General features: G+C 62.0%; 16 protein-coding genes. 11 read left to right on the top strand and 5 right to left on the bottom strand.

From position 1 onward, the window contains the following. Positions 1–67 precede the first annotated feature (67 nt). Complete coding sequence (locus BUB04_RS04425) at positions 68–538, top strand: YaiI/YqxD family protein (protein ID WP_073037327.1); 471 nt, start codon at positions 68–70, stop codon at positions 536–538. A gap of 262 nt (positions 539–800) precedes the next feature. On the opposite strand, the gene BUB04_RS04420 is transcribed toward BUB04_RS04425, so the two are convergent. Both BUB04_RS04420 and sixA read right to left on the bottom strand, forming a co-directional pair. Then, positions 801–2,045: a NupC/NupG family nucleoside CNT transporter gene (locus BUB04_RS04420; RefSeq protein WP_073037325.1), complete on the bottom strand. Its 1,245-nt coding sequence runs from the start codon at positions 2,043–2,045 to the stop codon at positions 801–803. A 57-nt stretch (positions 2,046–2,102) separates the two neighbouring features. Next, on the bottom strand, positions 2,103–2,567 hold the full coding sequence (gene sixA / locus BUB04_RS04415) for a phosphohistidine phosphatase SixA (RefSeq protein ID WP_073037421.1): 465 nt from the start codon (positions 2,565–2,567) through the stop codon (positions 2,103–2,105). Between the two features lie 212 nt (positions 2,568–2,779). Between sixA and upp the strand changes: the two genes are divergently transcribed. Then, the gene (upp, locus tag BUB04_RS04410) at positions 2,780–3,406 is read left to right on the top strand and encodes a uracil phosphoribosyltransferase (protein ID WP_073037323.1); all 627 of its coding nucleotides are present in this window, start codon (positions 2,780–2,782) and stop codon (positions 3,404–3,406) included. 92 nt (positions 3,407–3,498) lie between these two features. Beyond that, positions 3,499–4,743 carry a uracil-xanthine permease family protein gene (locus tag BUB04_RS04405; protein ID WP_073037321.1) on the top strand — a complete coding sequence of 415 codons (1,245 nt, stop codon included), beginning with the start codon at positions 3,499–3,501 and terminating at the stop codon, positions 4,741–4,743. A 243-nt stretch (positions 4,744–4,986) separates the two neighbouring features. On the opposite strand, the gene BUB04_RS04400 is transcribed toward BUB04_RS04405, so the two are convergent. Both BUB04_RS04400 and speE read right to left on the bottom strand, forming a co-directional pair. After that, the gene (locus BUB04_RS04400) at positions 4,987–5,949 is read right to left on the bottom strand and encodes a PP-loop family protein (protein ID WP_073037319.1); all 963 of its coding nucleotides are present in this window, start codon (positions 5,947–5,949) and stop codon (positions 4,987–4,989) included. Between the two features lie 163 nt (positions 5,950–6,112). Continuing rightward, the gene (speE, locus tag BUB04_RS04395) at positions 6,113–7,021 is read right to left on the bottom strand and encodes a polyamine aminopropyltransferase (protein ID WP_073037317.1); all 909 of its coding nucleotides are present in this window, start codon (positions 7,019–7,021) and stop codon (positions 6,113–6,115) included. 106 nt (positions 7,022–7,127) lie between these two features. Here speE and BUB04_RS04390 point away from each other — a divergent pair, with 106 nt between their 5' ends. Beyond that, positions 7,128–8,006, top strand: coding sequence for a radical SAM protein (locus tag BUB04_RS04390; RefSeq protein ID WP_084076160.1), 879 nt, complete (start codon positions 7,128–7,130; stop codon positions 8,004–8,006). 374 nt (positions 8,007–8,380) lie between these two features. Here the strand turns inward: BUB04_RS04390 and BUB04_RS04385 are convergent, their stop codons facing one another. After that, positions 8,381–9,232 carry an NAD(+)/NADH kinase gene (locus BUB04_RS04385; RefSeq protein WP_073037316.1) on the bottom strand — a complete coding sequence of 284 codons (852 nt, stop codon included), beginning with the start codon at positions 9,230–9,232 and terminating at the stop codon, positions 8,381–8,383. 150 nt (positions 9,233–9,382) lie between these two features. On the opposite strand from BUB04_RS04385, the gene BUB04_RS04380 reads away from it, so the two are divergent. The 7 genes from BUB04_RS04380 (at position 9,383) to prfB (ending at position 16,338) form a co-directional block, all read left to right on the top strand. Further along, the gene (locus BUB04_RS04380) at positions 9,383–10,324 is read left to right on the top strand and encodes a GGDEF domain-containing response regulator (protein WP_073037314.1); all 942 of its coding nucleotides are present in this window, start codon (positions 9,383–9,385) and stop codon (positions 10,322–10,324) included. Between the two features lie 198 nt (positions 10,325–10,522). Continuing rightward, positions 10,523–11,074, top strand: a complete 552-nt coding sequence (locus tag BUB04_RS04375; protein WP_245795123.1) for a helix-turn-helix domain-containing protein — start codon at positions 10,523–10,525, stop codon at positions 11,072–11,074. Positions 11,075–11,155: 81 nt separating this feature from the next. Further along, positions 11,156–11,605 carry an adenosylmethionine decarboxylase gene (gene speD, locus BUB04_RS04370; protein WP_073037312.1) on the top strand — a complete coding sequence of 150 codons (450 nt, stop codon included), beginning with the start codon at positions 11,156–11,158 and terminating at the stop codon, positions 11,603–11,605. A gap of 65 nt (positions 11,606–11,670) precedes the next feature. Further along, positions 11,671–12,528 (top strand): agmatinase, encoded by an 858-nt coding sequence (gene speB / locus BUB04_RS04365; RefSeq protein ID WP_073037405.1) that lies wholly within the window; start codon positions 11,671–11,673, stop codon positions 12,526–12,528. A gap of 95 nt (positions 12,529–12,623) precedes the next feature. Continuing rightward, positions 12,624–13,496, top strand: coding sequence for a hemolysin family protein (locus BUB04_RS04360; RefSeq protein ID WP_073037310.1), 873 nt, complete (start codon positions 12,624–12,626; stop codon positions 13,494–13,496). A gap of 111 nt (positions 13,497–13,607) precedes the next feature. Beyond that, positions 13,608–15,101 carry an apolipoprotein N-acyltransferase gene (gene lnt, locus BUB04_RS04355; RefSeq protein WP_073037308.1) on the top strand — a complete coding sequence of 498 codons (1,494 nt, stop codon included), beginning with the start codon at positions 13,608–13,610 and terminating at the stop codon, positions 15,099–15,101. 114 nt (positions 15,102–15,215) lie between these two features. After that, a protein-coding gene (gene prfB, locus BUB04_RS04350; protein ID WP_245795122.1) for a peptide chain release factor 2 occupies positions 15,216–16,338 on the top strand; the annotation gives its coding sequence in 2 pieces (ribosomal slippage) (positions 15,216–15,284 and positions 15,286–16,338; 1,122 coding nt in all). Positions 16,339–16,340: the final 2 nt, after the last annotated feature.

Raw genomic sequence — 16,340 nt, 5'->3', positions numbered from 1 at the left:
CGCCCCGCCGGATCCCCCGCTGTGGTAGGGAAAAGGGGCAGGGAGACAACTTCAGAGGAGAAAACACGTGAACATTTGGATCGATGCGGACGGATGCCCGGGGGACATCAAGGAGATCGTCTTCCGGGCGGCCCAAAGGCTGCGTCTTCCCGTTTTCGTGGTGGCCAACAGGCCCTTGGCCGTGCCCCGCTCATCGCTTGTCACCATGGTGCGGGTGAGCGGGGATTTCGACGCCGCCGATCAAGCCATCGCCCAGCGGGTGGCACCGGGGGACCTGGTGATCACCGCGGACGTTCCCCTGGCCGCTCAGGTGGTGGACAAGGGAGCCGTGGCCATCGATCCCCGGGGGCAGAGCTACACCAAGGAAAACGTAGGGGAGCGACTCTCCATCCGGAATTTTCTCCACGATCTTCGAGGCGCCGGTCTGGCCCAGGGCGGCCCGGGCCCCCTGAGCGAGAGCGACCGGCGCCGTTTCGCCTCCGCCCTGGACCGGGCCCTCACCCGAGGACTCAAGGCCGGAGGCCAAAATCCGAGTTGAGGTTCGGGGATCCGAGAGGCCGGCCGAGCGTTGAAGTCGCGAACGAACACGAAACGATCCATTCGCGTCCATTGGCGTTCATTCGCGGTTCTCTTTCACTTCAACTCTCATCGCGCGGAGAGAAACAATGAAAGAGGAAACGCACCTTTGGGAAGCGGACCCTTGTAGGGTCGACTGATGATTCGCCCCTACAGGCCGCGTGCACGAACGGAACGAGGTCGCGTTTCATGCAAACGGCGGGGATCTCCGCGGCGGGTACGATTCAGACCAGCAGACCGATGACCGCTCCGGTCATGCAGGTGGCGAGAGTCCCCGCCACAATGGACCGAACCCCCAGTTCCACGATTTCCGGCCGCCGCGCGGGCGCCATGGCCCCCAGTCCTCCGATCATGATCCCCAGGGATCCCATGTTGGCGAAGCCGCACAGGGCGTAGGTGAGGATCAAGCGCGAACGGGGGCTGAGCGCATCGGCGGGCAGGGCCGCCATCTGGAGGTAGGCCAGGAATTCGTTGAGGATCGTCTTGACTCCCATGAGACTCCCCGCCGTGTGCGCCTCGGACCAGGGAACGCCCATGAGCCAGGTCACCGGCGCCATGATCAACCCCAGAAGCCGCTGCACGGTCCAGGGCTCTCCGCCCCAGGAGGGGACCCATCCCAGGATCATGTTGGCCAGATGCACCAGGGCCACAAAGACGATCAGCATGGCGATGATGTTCAAAAGAAGGGAGAGGCCGGCCAGGGTGCCCTGGGTTACGGCGTCCATGGCGCTTCGGGCCTCCCGCTCCAGGGCCAAGGAGCCCTCCACGCCCTCCTCCACGGGCGGCACCATGAGCTTGCTCACCGTCACGGCCGCCGGCGCGCTGATGATGGACGCCACCAGCAGATGCCCCATGACCCCGGGGATGACCGGTTCCAGGATGGAGGCGTACAGCACCATGACCGTGCCGGCGATGGTGGCCATACCGGCCGCCATGATGGTGAAGAGCTCGCTTCGGCTGACCCTTTCCAGATACGGGCGGACCAGGACCGGGGCTTCCACCATGCCCACGAAGATGTTGGCGGCCGTCCCCAGGGCCTCCACACCGCTGATCCCCGTGGCGCGTTTGAGCATCCAGGCCAGGGCCCGCACCACCCGGGGAATGATCCCCCAGTGATAGAGCAGCGCGGACAGAGCGCTCATGACCAGCACCAGGGGCAGTCCCCGGAAAGCCAGGATGTAGGTGGACGCCCCGGGCCGGACCTGGAAGGGCGGATCGCCGCCGCCCAGGTATCCGAAGACGAACCCGGTTCCCGCCTCGGTGGCCGCCGAAAGGGCCTGAACCGCCTGGTTCAGCCAGGCGAAGACGAGGCGCGCCCCGGGCATCTTCAAGAGGATGAAGGCCAGGGCGACCTGGAGAACGATCCCTCCCGCCACCTCCCGCCAGGCCAAACGGCGCCTGTTTTCCGAAAATCCCCACGCCAGAAAAACCAACATCACGAGGCCCAAAGCGCTCTGCAGCTGCAACATCCCTCTCGCTCAGCCTCCATGCGAACAGACAAGACCAAGGCCCGCTCCCCAAGCCGTTTATGCCAACTCAGGGGCAAGCATCCAGGCCACCTGCCAACCCTCCGCCTCCCGGACGAGACAGAGGACGGCCCCCTGCCGGAAACGGATCAAGGGCGGTTCGTCCCGGAGCCCCGCCGTGAGGAGGCGGGTGGCCAAGCGCCCCAGGTGCGGCAGGTGCCCCACCACCAGGCACTCACCCGTTGCGGCCTCCAGGTCCGCCAGCACGGACCCCGGGTCCGCCAGCGGCGCCAGATCCTCCCGTTCCTGCAGCCGCCCCTGGCCCCCCAGCTTCCTCCAGACAATGCGTGCCGTTTCCTTGGCCCTTTCCTTAGGGCTGTGCAGGAGGACCTCCGGGCGAACTCCCGCCGCCGCAAGGCGTTCCCCCACCATCTCCGCGTCCCGCACGCCCTGTCGGGAAAGGGGCTGGCGGGGATCTTCTTCCTTGGGTACGGGCCGGGCGTGTTGCATGAGGTAGATTCTCATGGGTCGCCTCCCTTCCATTTCCTCGCCGCCGAGAATCAGGCTGTAGATTCCACATGAATTTGAAAACATTAGCAGCGTCTCCGTTTCTGCGTCAACGCTGCGGCACCCGCTCGCCCTTCCCTCCCGATTCCTTCCTTGACACCCCCCCTGCTTTCCTCTATAGGCTGCGCCTGAAGCAGGCATCCGAACGCCGTCAAAGAAAGGAGACGCCCGTGGCCGTTCACGTCGTCGACCACCCCTTGGTCCGCCACAAGCTCGGCATCATGCGCAAACACAACATCAGCACCAAGGATTTCCGGGAGCTGGCTTCCGAACTGGCCCGGCTGCTCACCTACGAGGCCACCAAGGACCTGGAAACGGAAAAGCGCACCATTCAGGGCTGGAGCGGCCCGGTTGAGGTGGAACGCATCAAGGGCAAAAAGATCACCGTGGTGCCCATCCTGCGCGCCGGCCTGGGCATGATGGACGGTGTCCTGGACCTCATCCCGGGCGCCAAGGTGAGCGTGGTGGGCCTCTACCGGAACGAGGAAACCCTGGAGCCGGTCCGCTACTACGTGAAGCTGGCCAACAAGATGGACGAGCGCATCGCCCTCATTCTGGACCCCATGCTGGCCACCGGCGGCACCCTGGTCCTCACGGTGGACCTTCTGAAGGAAGCCGGATGCACCAACATCCGAGGAATCTTTCTGGTGGCCGCCCCCGAGGGCATCCGGCGACTGGAAGAAGCCCATCCGGACGTGGACATCTATGTCGCAGCCGTCGACGAAAAGCTCAACGACATCGGCTACATTTTGCCCGGCCTGGGAGATGCCGGAGACAAGATCTTCGGCACCAAATAGCTCGTTCCGAAAGCACGCAAAGCGTGCTTTTTTTTTGCCTTCCCACCGGAGAAAGCACTCCAAGAACGACGCATGTCAAAAGGAGGAATTTCATGGAAAAAGGCATTCATTCTACCGAGTATCACCTTCGATTCAAGGACACCCTGGTGGGTGCCCAGATGCTCTTCGTGGCCTTCGGCGCCCTGGTCCTGGTGCCGCTCCTGACGGGTCTGGACCCCAACGTGGCGCTTTTCACGGCCGGCGCCGGCACCCTGCTCTTTCAACTGATCACCCGGGGGAAAGTCCCGGTCTTTCTCGCTTCCTCCTTCGCCTTCATCGCCCCCATCATCTACGGGGTGAAGACCTGGGGCATCCCGGCCACCCTGTGCGGCCTGGCCGCCGCCGGCGTGGTCTACGTAATCTTCAGTCTGATCATCTTGTGGCGGGGAAGCCAGGTGCTGGACCGGATCCTCCCCCCGGTGGTGATCGGGCCCGTGATCATGGTCATCGGCCTCATCCTGGCTCCCGTGGCCGTGAACATGGCCCTGGGAAAGACCGGGGACGGCGCCGCGGTGCTGGTGCCCGAAAAGACCGCCCTGGTGGTCTCCATGATTTCGCTGGCCACCACCATCCTGGTGTCTCTTCTGGGGCGGGGCATGCTTCGGCTCATCCCCATTCTGTGCGGCATCGTGGTGGGCTACGTTCTCTCCATCCCCCTGGGGCTCGTCAATTTTGAACCGGTCCTGAAGGCCCCCTGGTTTGCCGTGCCCAACTTCGTCTTTCCCGAGTGGAACTGGCAGGCGGTTCTTTTCATCGCCCCGGTGGCCATCGCCCCGGCCATTGAGCACTTTGGGGACATCCTGGCCATCGGATCGGTGACCGGAAAAGACTACATCAAGAATCCCGGCATCCATCGCACCCTCATGGGCGACGGTCTGGCCACAGCCCTGGCGGCCTTTCTGGGCGGACCGCCCAACACCACCTACTCGGAAGTGACCGGCGCGGTGGCCCTCATCAAGATCTTCAATCCGGCCATCATGACCATCGCCTCCTGCTGCGCCATTCTGCTGGCCTTCGTGGGCAAGCTGGGTGCTCTGCTCCAGACCATCCCCGTGCCGGTCATGGGCGGCATCCTCATTCTGCTCTTCGGGGCCATCACCGTGGTGGGCCTGAACACCCTGGTACGGGCCGGCGATGATCTCATGGAACCCCGCAACATGGCCATCGTGGCCCTGGTGGTGGTCTTCGGCATCGGCGGCATGGCCTTTTCCGCGGGAGAATTCACCATCAAGGGGATCGGCCTGGCGGGTATCTGCGGGGTCATCCTCAACCTGATACTGCCCAAGCGGAGGGCGTGATCCGTCATCCGTGATTCGTCATCCGTTTCTCGTGGTGACGGATAATGAGTGACGAGTAATGAGTGATGAGTAATGAGTGATGGGTGATGGGTGATGGGAAGTCGCCCCTTTTCCGAAGGGGGTGGGGGGATTGCCCAAGATCCCTTTGCCGACAGAAAAACCCCAGGTCCGGGTTTCGGGCCTGGGGTTTCTTGCGTTCCCTTTCGGGGGAGTTCGGCGGACGGCTGGCGGCGAACAGGATCCCTATCGGGGACCTTCGCCGTCGGAAGGCGGGCGTCGCGCCGCATCCTTCTCCCGAAGCTGGTTCAAGAGGTTGCAGACGCTGCAGCGGGTTCCGTAGCAGGGCTGACCGCACTGATCGCAGGTACCGAAGTCGTCCACGGGCTTGGGCGGCTCCTTGGACTCCAGGTAGGAAAAGAGAAAATCCCGTTTCGTTCCGGGCATCTTCTTTTCGAGAAACTGGAGGACTTCCTGAAAGGTGTGGCTGGTGGCTCCGCGGGACAAGGGGCACGAATCGGCCAAGTATTCGATTCCCTCCACCCGGCAGAAGGTCCGGATCTCATCGGCCGAAACCCGATAGAGGGGTTTGATCTTCACCGGCAGCCGAGGGTGAGACGACGGCAGATAGGGGTACTGCTTCTCGATGTATTCCCTTCGATTCCGCACCAGGTTGCCCAAGAGCCGCCCCGCTTCATCGTCCAGGTTGTGGCCGGTGGCCACCACCCGGCACTCTTCCTGGAAGGTGAGGCGGTTGAGCACCTGGCGTTTGACCGTGCCGCAGACCGAACAGATCTTCCGGCGGGTGCGTTTTTGGATCTCGGGAATGGTGTACCCGAAGACCTCCTTGAGCGAATAACGTACCCATGAAAGGCCTCTTCGAGCCGCGAAAGCATCGATGGCGGCGGCCGAAGCTTCGGAAAACCCCTCGATTCCCAGATCCACGTGGATTCCCTTGGTCTTCCAGCCCAGATCCTGAAGGACGGCCCAGGCGGCCAGGGAATCCTTGCCGCCGGAGACCGCCACCAGAATCGTCTCCCGGGGATCCACGGGGAACTTCTTCATGGCCCGCTGCACGCTGCGACGAAAAAAGAAGCGAAAACAGTCTTCGCAGAAGTTGGCATGGTGGCTCGGAAGCGCAATGGTCGCCTGCTCCCGGCACCGTGTGCATTTGGCCCCTCGAGGGAGCCGCCTGGTTTCATGACTCATGATCTATCCCAACAGATTCGCGCTTTTCGTTCCCATTTATGAAACACGACCCCTCCTTGCATGCGGGCTGCAGGGGCGAATGATCATTCGCCCCTGCGGTGGGCCGCATGACAAAGGCGCTCTCATGGCTCGCAGTCCCGGGTCGTCCGTTCCGTGATGAGGACTAATACTCCTCTTCGTCCATGACGTAAGGCGCGGCGTCCGTGGATATCTGGCACGGAGTCTCCAATATCCGGGTTACATACCCGGGAAGAGCGGAAGCGCGCGGGTGCATCGCCGGGTGGTAGTAGTAAAGATGCCCGATGTTTCGATCCCGAAGCCGCTCCCTCAGCACCTCCTCCGACACGTCCAGCACATCCTCCCTGGAACAGATGGAGAAGGCAAAGTCCAGCATGTATCCCACGATGTAGGTGAGATATTGGCGCCGGTAGGGGAAGACGGAATCCAAGGTCTTGGAGATCACGTTGAAGGCTTCCGGATAGAAGAAGGGGGAGTCGTTGTGAAGGGCCAGGATGCCTCCCGGACGCAGCCGGTCCCGGCAGAGAGTGTAGAATTCCTTGGTATACACGTACTTGGACGGTTCCAAGGGATCCGTGAGATCCAGGATGATCACATCGAAAGTCTCGTCCGTCTCTTCCACGAACTTGCGCCCGTCGCCGATAATGAGACGGGTCCTGGGATCATCGAAAGCATCGCCGCAGATGGACCGAAGATGGACCTTGGCGATGTCCACCACTTCGGGGTCCAGTTCCACCATGGTGGCGGACTGAACCGACGGATATTTGAGGGACTCTTCCAGGGTGCCGCCGTCCCCCCCTCCGATGATGAGAACCCGCTCCGGGTTGGGATGGGTCATCATGGCCGGATGCACCAGGGATTCGTGATAGAAGAATTCGTCCTTTTCCGACGTCTGGAAGCGCCGGTCCAGAAAGAGGGTGATCCCGTAGTCGCTGGTTTCCACCACTTCCACCAGCTGGAAGGGGGTCTTCTGGGTGTGGATGTTCCGCGCGATGCGAAACCGGCGGCTCATGGTGGAAGAAAAAGGCTCGTTCAGGATGTTGTTCTCGGTCATGGCGAAGGTCCTCCTCGCTTGAAAATTTTGGAACGGGCCAATATATAGGAGCGATTTGGAAATCTCAAACACAGAATAGCCCTTTCCGATCCGGAGAAACCAGAACATGGACGGACTGCATTACGAAGGCATGATCATCCGCCCGCCCAGCGAGGCGGAAAGCATTATCCTACAGGTCACACGAGGCTGTTCCCACAACAAGTGTACCTTCTGCGGCACCTATAAGGGAGTGCGGTTTCGGATCAAGGATGACGCCATCATCGATCGGGACATCGACTACGCGGCCCGGAATCTTCAATTCCTGCGTCGCGTCTTTCTGGCGGACGGCGATGCGCTCATCATCCCCCAGGGGCGGCTTGCGGGGATTCTCCAGAAGATCCGCACCCGAATGCCCTGGATCCAGAGAGTGGGGTTGTACGGCAACGCCAAGAGCATCCTGCGAAAGAGCCCCCAGGAGCTGGAGGAGCTCCGGGACCTGGGGCTGGGGATCGTCTATCTGGGCGTTGAGAGCGGAGACCCGCAGACTCTCAAGGACATTCGCAAAGGGGTCTCCCGGGAAAAGATGGTGGAGGCCGGAAGGCGGATCCGGGAGGCCGGGATCAAGCTTTCGGTCACCGTCCTGCTGGGCGTCGCCGGGCGTGAGCGATCCCTGGAACACGCCCGGGCCACCGGATCCATCTTGAGCGAGATCGATCCCAACTACGTGGGCGCCCTCACCCTGATGGTGCTTCCCAACACGGAGCTGGGGCGCCGGGCACAGGAGGGCGCCTTCGAGCTCCCGGAACCCCGCGAGCTTCTGGTCGAACTGAGGGAGATGCTGGCGCATACCCACATGAGCCGGGGGCTTTTCTTGTCCAATCACGCTTCCAACTACCTGCCCCTCAAGGTGAAGATGCCGTCGGACAAGGAGAAGGCCCTGGCTCTCATCGATGCGGCCCTGGAAGGCCGGGTGCGCCTCAAGCCCGAATGGATGCGCGCCCTCTAGGAGGCTGTACGAAAACTCCACCACCCGTCACTCCCGCGCAAGCGGGAGTCCATAACTTACTGGAAATTCTGGATCCCCGCTTTCGCGGGGATGACGAGTGGGCGTTGAGCGGCGCAAATCTGCCGTTTTCGATCAGGCGCCCAGGATGCTGTCCGAAAACGCCGCGGACGACCTCTTTTCTCGTAGCGCAGCCCTTTAGGGCTGCGGAGGAACCCCCGGCCGTCGGACAGGCCATCGCGTATTCCCTGTCACTTCATGGAGTTACGATGACCCTTTCCGCGGGATTGAAGCCCCGCGGCTACGAGGAGGACCCAAATTCCTCGGCCTTGTAAAGCGGAGAGCCATTGTCAGGCAGCCTCCTAAGGCGGCCCACTTCAGGCCTGCCCCCACTTCAGCTTGGTACGCAGGATTTCGAAGTAGTCGGTGCTGGTAGGCTTGATGAGGCGCAGCGGGTAGGGCGACACACGGATGTGGATGCTGTCGTGGGCGGCCAGGTGGCAGCCCACCTGGCCGTCGCAGGTAAGGGCCACGTCCTGGGCCTCGTCATCCAGATCCACGCGGATCTCCACCGTTCCGGGCAGAATGATGGGCCGATTGGTGAGTGTAAAGGGGCAGATGGGCGTGAGGATCACCGCCTGGGCCGTGGGATACACGATGGGTCCGCCCGCCGACAGATTGTAGGCGGTGGATCCGGTGGGGGTGGCCACGATGAGGCCGTCCGCCCGGTAGTGGGTGAGATAATTTCCGTCGATATGGGTGTAGAGGTCCACGATGCGGGCCAGGGCGCCCTTGTTGATCACGGCATCGTTCAGCACGGTCTGCTGGAACACCGTTCGGCCTTCGCGCCGGATGGACACCGTGAGGCGCATGCGCTCCTCGATGTCGTAAGCCCCCTGGAGGACCTGCTCCAGATCCTCGAAGCAGCGCTCTCGGCTGATTTCGGTCAGGAACCCCAAGCCGCCCAGATTCACGCCCAGGATGGGAAGCGGCCGGTTTTCCAGCTGGCGGGCCACACTGAGGAAGGTGCCGTCGCCGCCCAGGACCACCACTGCATCCGCCGGCACCTGGGGAAGCGCCGACAGGGGCTTGTCCGAAACGCCCATATCGGCCACATTCTGCTGGGCCGTCACCTGGATTCCCTTCCGGTTCAGCCACAGCACCAGACGCTGGGCCAGCTCCGCAGCGTCCCCCCGCCCCCGCTTGTAGATGAGAATGATGTGGTTCATGCTTTCCCTTCCGAGCGTTTTGCCGGCCCCGATGATAGGGGAAACGCCTCCGAAAGGCCATAGGAAACGAATTGCAAAGAATAACGAAAGAGGCTATTCTTGTTACTTATCCCCAAGGGATCTCGCAACTGCCGGTCCGGGTTGAAAGAAATGGAAAAAGAGACCTTAGACATCTACGGCCCCCAGAACATCCTGGTGGTGGACGACGAGCTGAGTGTCCGCGAGCTGGTGGCGGAAAGCCTGGAGCTCATCGGCCACAGGGTGGAGACCGCCGTGGACGGCCTGGACGCGGTGGAAAAACTGGAAAAGAAGACCTTCGACATCGTGGTGACCGACATGGACATGCCCCGCATGGACGGCATCGCCCTCATCCGCCACATCCGCGAACACCACCCGGACGTGGACGCCATCGCCATCACGGGCCATGCGGTTCGCTACAAGTACGTGGACGTGATCCATGCGGGAGCCGCCGACTTCATCACCAAACCGTTCAGCCTGGACAAGCTGGACGCCAAGCTGCGCCGGCTCATGCGGGAAAGATGGCTGAGGCGCGAGCTGGAGCAACTGGCCACCCGCGACCCCCTCACGGGCCTCTACAACCGCCGCCACTTCCGAAAAGTCCTGACCCAGGAGGCGGTGCGCTCCATCCGGTACGGACACCCTCTGTTTCTCCTTTTCATCGATATCGACCGTTTCAAGGAGTACAACGATCAGGAGGGCCACCAGGCGGGAGACGCGCTGCTCATCGAACTGGCCGAGATCCTGCGCTCGTCCATCCGCGAACACGTGGACAGCGCCTTTCGCTACGGTGGAGACGAGTTCACCGTGGTGCTGCCCTACCTGGAATCGGAACAGGCCACCAAGGTGGCCCAAAGGATCCAATCCAAGTATGCGCGCTTGGAAGCCGCGCCCACCAGCCTGTCCATCGGGGCCGCGGCCTTTCGTTCTCTCAACGGACACGTGGATCGAAGCATCGAAGACCTGATCGCTCGGGCCGACAAGGCTCAGTACCGAGCCAAGAAGGACTTGGGCGGCGACCATCTGTGCCTGGATGCCGCCGCCGAGGTGTGCTCCCCATCCGAGTCGGCTTGACCATCTTGGTCGCCCCTGCATTCCACGCATAGAAACGCCAAGGGCACGTCTCCCATACCTGCGCCCCCCGGTCCGTCCCCTTCCCCTCTGCCTCCTTCGGCACCTTGGAACTCACGATCAATTTTTCCTTGACACCCCCCCTGCAGGGCTTTATACAAGGCGCGCTTTTTTAAACTTTTGGTTTAATATAGGTAAACCATGGGAGACGAGATCAAGATCGGCGAAAAGCTCCGGCGCCTGCGGATGGAAAACGGCCTGACCCAAGAGGAACTGGCCAACCGGGCCTACCTCACCAAGGGCTTCATCTCCCAGCTGGAGCGGGATCTGACCTCGCCTTCCATTGCAACCCTCAAGAGCATCCTGGATGTGCTCGGGGTGGAGCTGGCCGAATTCTTCCAGGACATGCCCCATCCCGGCGCGGTGGCCAGAAAGAAAGCCCGGGTGCTCAGCTCGGAATCGAGCGACGAGTGCGAGATCTACTTCCTGTTGCCGAGGGCCATGGGACGCCTCATGGACCCGGTCTACGTGAAGCTGCACCGGGGAGCGCGGACCCCCACGGATACGCCCCATGAGGGGGAAGAATTCGGCTTCGTCATCAAAGGCTCCGTGACGCTCTGGCTGGACGGAAAGCAGCACAAGCTCAACCCGGGTGACTGTTTCTATTTCAAGAGCTCCACTCCACACTGGGTGGAAAACACGGGCCGGGGAGAAGCCGTCCTCCTGTGGGTGGTAAGCCAGTCCCGGTTCTGAAAAAGCGAACCATCCGAGAACGTGGCCCCCCAAGATATATGGCGGGGGTGATCTTCACCATAGGACGGGGAGGTGGTTGACATGAATACGAAAAAACCTGAGTTCGGCTTCGGGGTTCATCTCATGCTGGACGGCTACGGCTGTGACCCCGGCCTTCTGCAGGACATCAACCTGATCTACGATTTCCTGGACAAGTACCCCACCGAGATGGACATGACCAAGATCATGCCGCCCTATGTCTTCCGCTACAAGGGAGCCGTTCCCGAAGACTGGGGCATTTCGGGGTTTGTTCTCATCGCCGAGAGCCACATCAGCATCCACACCTTCCCCGACAAGGCCTATTTGAGCCTGGATATGTTCTCCTGCAAGCCGTTCGACACGGACAAGGCCATCGCCACCATCAAGGAGCGTTTCCGCATCCAGAAGTGCGAGATCAACGTGCTGGATCGCGGCCAGGAATTCCCCAACAACATCGCCGACTCCGCCCAGGTGGTGCGCATGGATCGGATGCTGCGCCAAAGAAGCCGTTGACTGTCATGACCGACACGCCTTCTCGCCCCTTGAGGACCGGGATCCAGGAGCATCTCGGTCCTTCCTTGTCTTTTCTGGGGCTTCCCCGTAGCCCGGAGGCGCTGGAAAACGCCGAAGCGGTGATCGTGCCGGCCCCCTACGACGGCACCACCACCTATAAGTCCGGAACCCGGGAAGGGCCCCGCGCCATCATTCTGGCCTCCCGGGAACTGGAATTCTACGACGAGGAGACGGAAACGGAGCCTTACCGCCGGGGAATCGCCACCCTGGACGAGGTGGCGGTCACTGTGGCTTCTCCACGGCACATGGTGGAGCGCATCAGGACCGTGGGACGCATGCTGTTCGAGGCTGGCAAGCTCCCCGTCCTCCTGGGCGGCGAACACCTGCTGTCGCTGGGGATGATCCAGGCGGCCGCGGAATCCTTCGACTCCCTGACGGTACTTCATTTCGACGCCCACCCCGACCTGCGGCCCGAATACCAGGAATCGTCCTTCAGCAATGCCTGTGTCATGCATCACATCTTGGACCACGTCCCGCTGGTGCAGGTGGGCATCCGGTCCCTCACGCGGGAAGAACACCAGCGGATCCGGGAACGCTCCATTCCCGCCTTTTTCGCCCATGAAATCCACGACAGGGAGGATCTGCCCCAGCGCGTCGTGGAAACCCTGAGCCCCCATGTCTATGTCACCATCGACCTGGACGTGCTGGATCCGTCCATCATGCCGGCGGTGGGCACCCCCGAACCCGGAGGCCTGGGCTGGTATCAGCTTTTGAGAGTCCTGCGGGCCGTGAGCCGGAAGCGCCGGATCGTGGGCTTCGACGTGGTGGAACTGTGTCCCGTCCCGGGCATGCCCGCTCCGGACTTCTTGGCGGCCCGGCTGGTCCACAAACTGCTCGCCTACATTTTTCTAGACAGGAGTTGAATTCTCTTGCTAGAGTTACCATGTACCTCTGGGGACGACTCCGTAAGACTCTGGAAACATTCGTTATCCTTAACGCAACCTTTCGAGGATAAGCTTTGGACGAAGAGTCAGCCAAGGGTTTGCAGCGGTGGCTGAAAAAGGCCTTCCGCCGCCTGTCGAAGCTCGATAAGCCCAAGGATCTGGAAAAGGAAATCCAGCAGCTCATTGACGAGGGGGAAGAGCGCGGGCTCATCTCCGAAGACGAAGGGGATATGATCCAAGGGATCTTCTCCTTTCGAGACACCGTGGCCCGGGAGATCATGGTTCCGCGCACGGACACCCTGGCCGCCCCCTTGGACACCCCCATCGAGTCCATTATCCGCCTCATTGTGGAGTCGGGGCATTCACGGATCCCCATCTACCAGGATTCCATCGACAACATCGTCGGGATTCTCCACGCCAAGGACCTGCTCCAGTACTGGGGCAAGGACTCCATTGAATTGCGCGAGACCCTGCGCCCCCCTTATTTCATCCCCGAGTCCAAAAAGATCAGCGATGTGCTCCGTGACCTCCGCCACCGGAAGTCCCACATGGCCATCGTCATCGACGAGTATGGCGGGACGGCCGGCGTTTTGACGCTGGAGGACATCATCGAGGAAATCATCGGCGACATCATGGATGAATACGACTCGGAAGAAAATTGGCTGATGGAGCAGGAAGACGGATCCATCCTCGTGGACGCCCGCTTGGACATCGAAGAGCTGGAGGATTATCTGGACGTGGAATTCCCCGAAGGGAAGTTCGAATCCATCGGCGGTTTTGTCATCAGCCGTCTGGGCCGCGTTCCCGGCGTGAACGAGAAGATCCAGTTCCAGGGACTGGAGATGGTGGTGGAAGCGGCGGACAGCCGGAAGATCGAAAGGATCCGCATCCGCCGTCTGCAAAGCCCCGTGCTGGAGTCGCTGCCGGACGAAGGTTCCGCATCCTGATGATCCGGGCGTTTGGCTGCTGATAGCATCGTGCGAAGACTCTTTCCCAGACGCAACCACCCGCCGTCCCATGGCCCCCGGACCGCCTCACCCCACCCCGGGGCGCTCGCATTGGCCGCGATCTCAACCGGTCTTTTCCTGAGCGCCTCCTTTCCCAAGCTTTCCTGGTATCCCCTGGCCTGGATCGCTTGGGTGCCGCTTCTTTGGACCATCCCGCACGTTTCCCCGGGCGGAGCCTTCCGGCTGGGATTTTTGGCCGGTCTGGTCCATGCCGGAACGACCCTCTACTGGATCGCCTACGTGGTTCAGCGCTACGGCGGCCTGCCCCTGCCGGTGGCCCTTTCCGTCCTTTTGCTTCTTTGTGCCTATCTGGCCCTCTATCCGGCCGCCTTCGCCTGGATCGCCCGGCGCTGGCTGTCCCGGCCCGCATGGTGGGCCTGGGGCCTTGCCCCCGCCTGGGTCGCCCTGGAATGGGTTCGAGCCCATCTGTTCACGGGCTTTCCCTGGACCCAGCTGGGCTACACCCAGACCCCCCTGCTTCCCCTCATTCAAGTGGCCGATGTAACGGGGGTTTATGGAGTGAGCTGGCTCGTGGTGCAAGCCAACGCGGCCGTCCTGATCGGATGGAGATTCAAAAACATCCGCCCGGCTCTGGCCGTTTTTCTGTGTGCCGGGGTGGCCCTGGCGTACGGATCCTGGCGCCTGCAGACCGGAAACGACGCCGCTGGGACGGCGGAGGAATTCCGCGTAGGTTTAGTCCAGGGAAACATCGATCAGTCGGTCAAGTGGGATCCCGCCTACCAGGCAAAAACCCTCGACACCTATGAAGAACTCTCCCGCCAGCTCGTGCGCCGAAACCGGCTCGACCTGGTGGTTTGGCCCGAAACGGCCGCTCCGTTCTTCTACGATATGGAAGCCGGCCCCACGGCCAGGCTCCACGAGACCCTGGAAGCTCTGAAGACTCCCCTGCTGGTGGGCATCCCCGGCGTCGTCCGGGTGGAAGGCGCCCCAAAGCTCCAGAACCAGGCCCTGTTGCTGGAACCCTCCCGGGGCGTGACGGGGCGCTACAGCAAGCGGCACCTGGTGCCCTTCGGCGAATATGTGCCGCTCAAGAAGGTTCTCTTTTTCGTGGAAAAGCTCGTGGCGGCCGCCGGGGACTTCCAGCCGGGAAAAGAACCCGCGGCCCTGCCGTTGGGACGCCATGTTCTCGGAGTCTTGATCTGCTACGAGGCCATCTTTCCCGAGCTGGCGCGCGATGAGGTGCGGCGGGGGGCCACGGTGCTGGTGAACCTCACCAACGACGCCTGGTTCGGCGACAGCTCCGCCCCTTACCAGCACAAGGAAATGGCGCGCTGGCGCGCCGTGGAATTCCGGGTGCCCTTCGTCCGCTGCGCCAATACCGGCATCAGCGCCGTCTTTGCCCCTTCGGGAAAGACCTTGGCCGACCTCCCTCTGAATACGCGCGGCACCCTGTCCGCCACCCTCCCCTCTCCCGGACCCATCACCTTCTACGCCCGCTTCGGGGATCTCTTCGCCTGGCTTTGCACCTTGACGACGGCCACCCTGGGGGTGTATGGGGCGCTGCGGAACCGGCGGACGCCGTGAACCGAAATTGTCCCCTGCTAAGATCTCCGTCTCGTGTTAGAATAGCCCCGCTTCCAGGAACAAGCCGGGGAGCAGACGAGCCTTAGGGCTTCCACAATGGAAAGGAGACCATCCATGATCATTCAACCCGCAGAAATCCGAGGGACCCTCAAGGAGCTGGTCCACAAGTTTGAAATCCTCGGAGGGTATCTTTGACATCGCCGGCAAGAAGAAGCGCCTCCAAGAGCTGGACCAGCTCATGGCCAAGCAGGATTTCTGGGACGATCCCGACAAGAGCAAGGACATTCTCAAGGAACGGGCCCACCTGACGGACATCGTCAAGGACTTCGACGAGCTGGGAACCGAGCTGGAAGAAAGCGAACTGCTCCTGGACATGGCCGTGGATGAGGAGGATGCGGACACCATCAAGGAAGTGGCCGCCAAGGCCCGGGCGCTCCAGAAGAAGATCCGCGCACTGGAAGTGCAGCAGATGCTCAGCGGGGAAAACGACGACAAGAACGCCATCGTGAGCATCAACGCGGGAGCGGGCGGCACCGAAGCCCAGGACTGGGCCCAGATGCTCCTGCGCATGTACCTGAGGTGGTGTGAACGCAAGGGATTCAGTACGGAGATGGTGGATCTGCTGGAAGGCGAGGAGGCCGGCATCAAGAGCGCCACCTTCACCGCTTCCGGCCGCTTCGCCTACGGGCTCCTGAAGGCCGAATCGGGCATTCACCGCCTCGTTCGCATCTCTCCTTTCGACGCCAGCGGCAGGCGGCACACGTCCTTTGCGGCCGTCTTCGTCTATCCGGAAATCGACGACACCATCGAGATCGACATCAAGCCGTCGGACCTTCGCATCGACACGTACCGGGCCAGCGGCGCGGGCGGACAGCACGTGAACAAGACCAGCTCCGCCGTGCGCATCACCCATCTTCCCACGGGCATCGTGGTGCAGTGCCAGAACGAAAAGTCCCAGCACCGCAACCGGGACATCGCCATGAAGGTCCTGCGCGCCCGACTTTACGAGCGGGAACGCCAAAAGCAGCAGGAAAAGATGCAGGAACTCCACGACAATTTGGACGACATCGCGTGGGGGAACCAGATCCGCTCCTACGTGCTCCAGCCCTACCGACTGGTCAAGGATCACCGCACTCAGGTGGAAAAGGGCAACGTGGACGCCGTTCTGGACGGCGAACTGGACGAGTTCATCGAAGCCTTCCTGCTCCAACAGCTGAACGGGCAGGCGGCGAACTAGCC

The sequence above is a fragment of the Desulfacinum infernum DSM 9756 genome, assembly GCF_900129305.1.
GTDB lineage: Bacteria > Desulfobacterota > Syntrophobacteria > Syntrophobacterales > DSM-9756 > Desulfacinum > Desulfacinum infernum.
The sequence above is the reverse complement of the archived record's forward strand: the minus strand, read 5'-3'. Positions and strand labels throughout refer to the sequence as shown.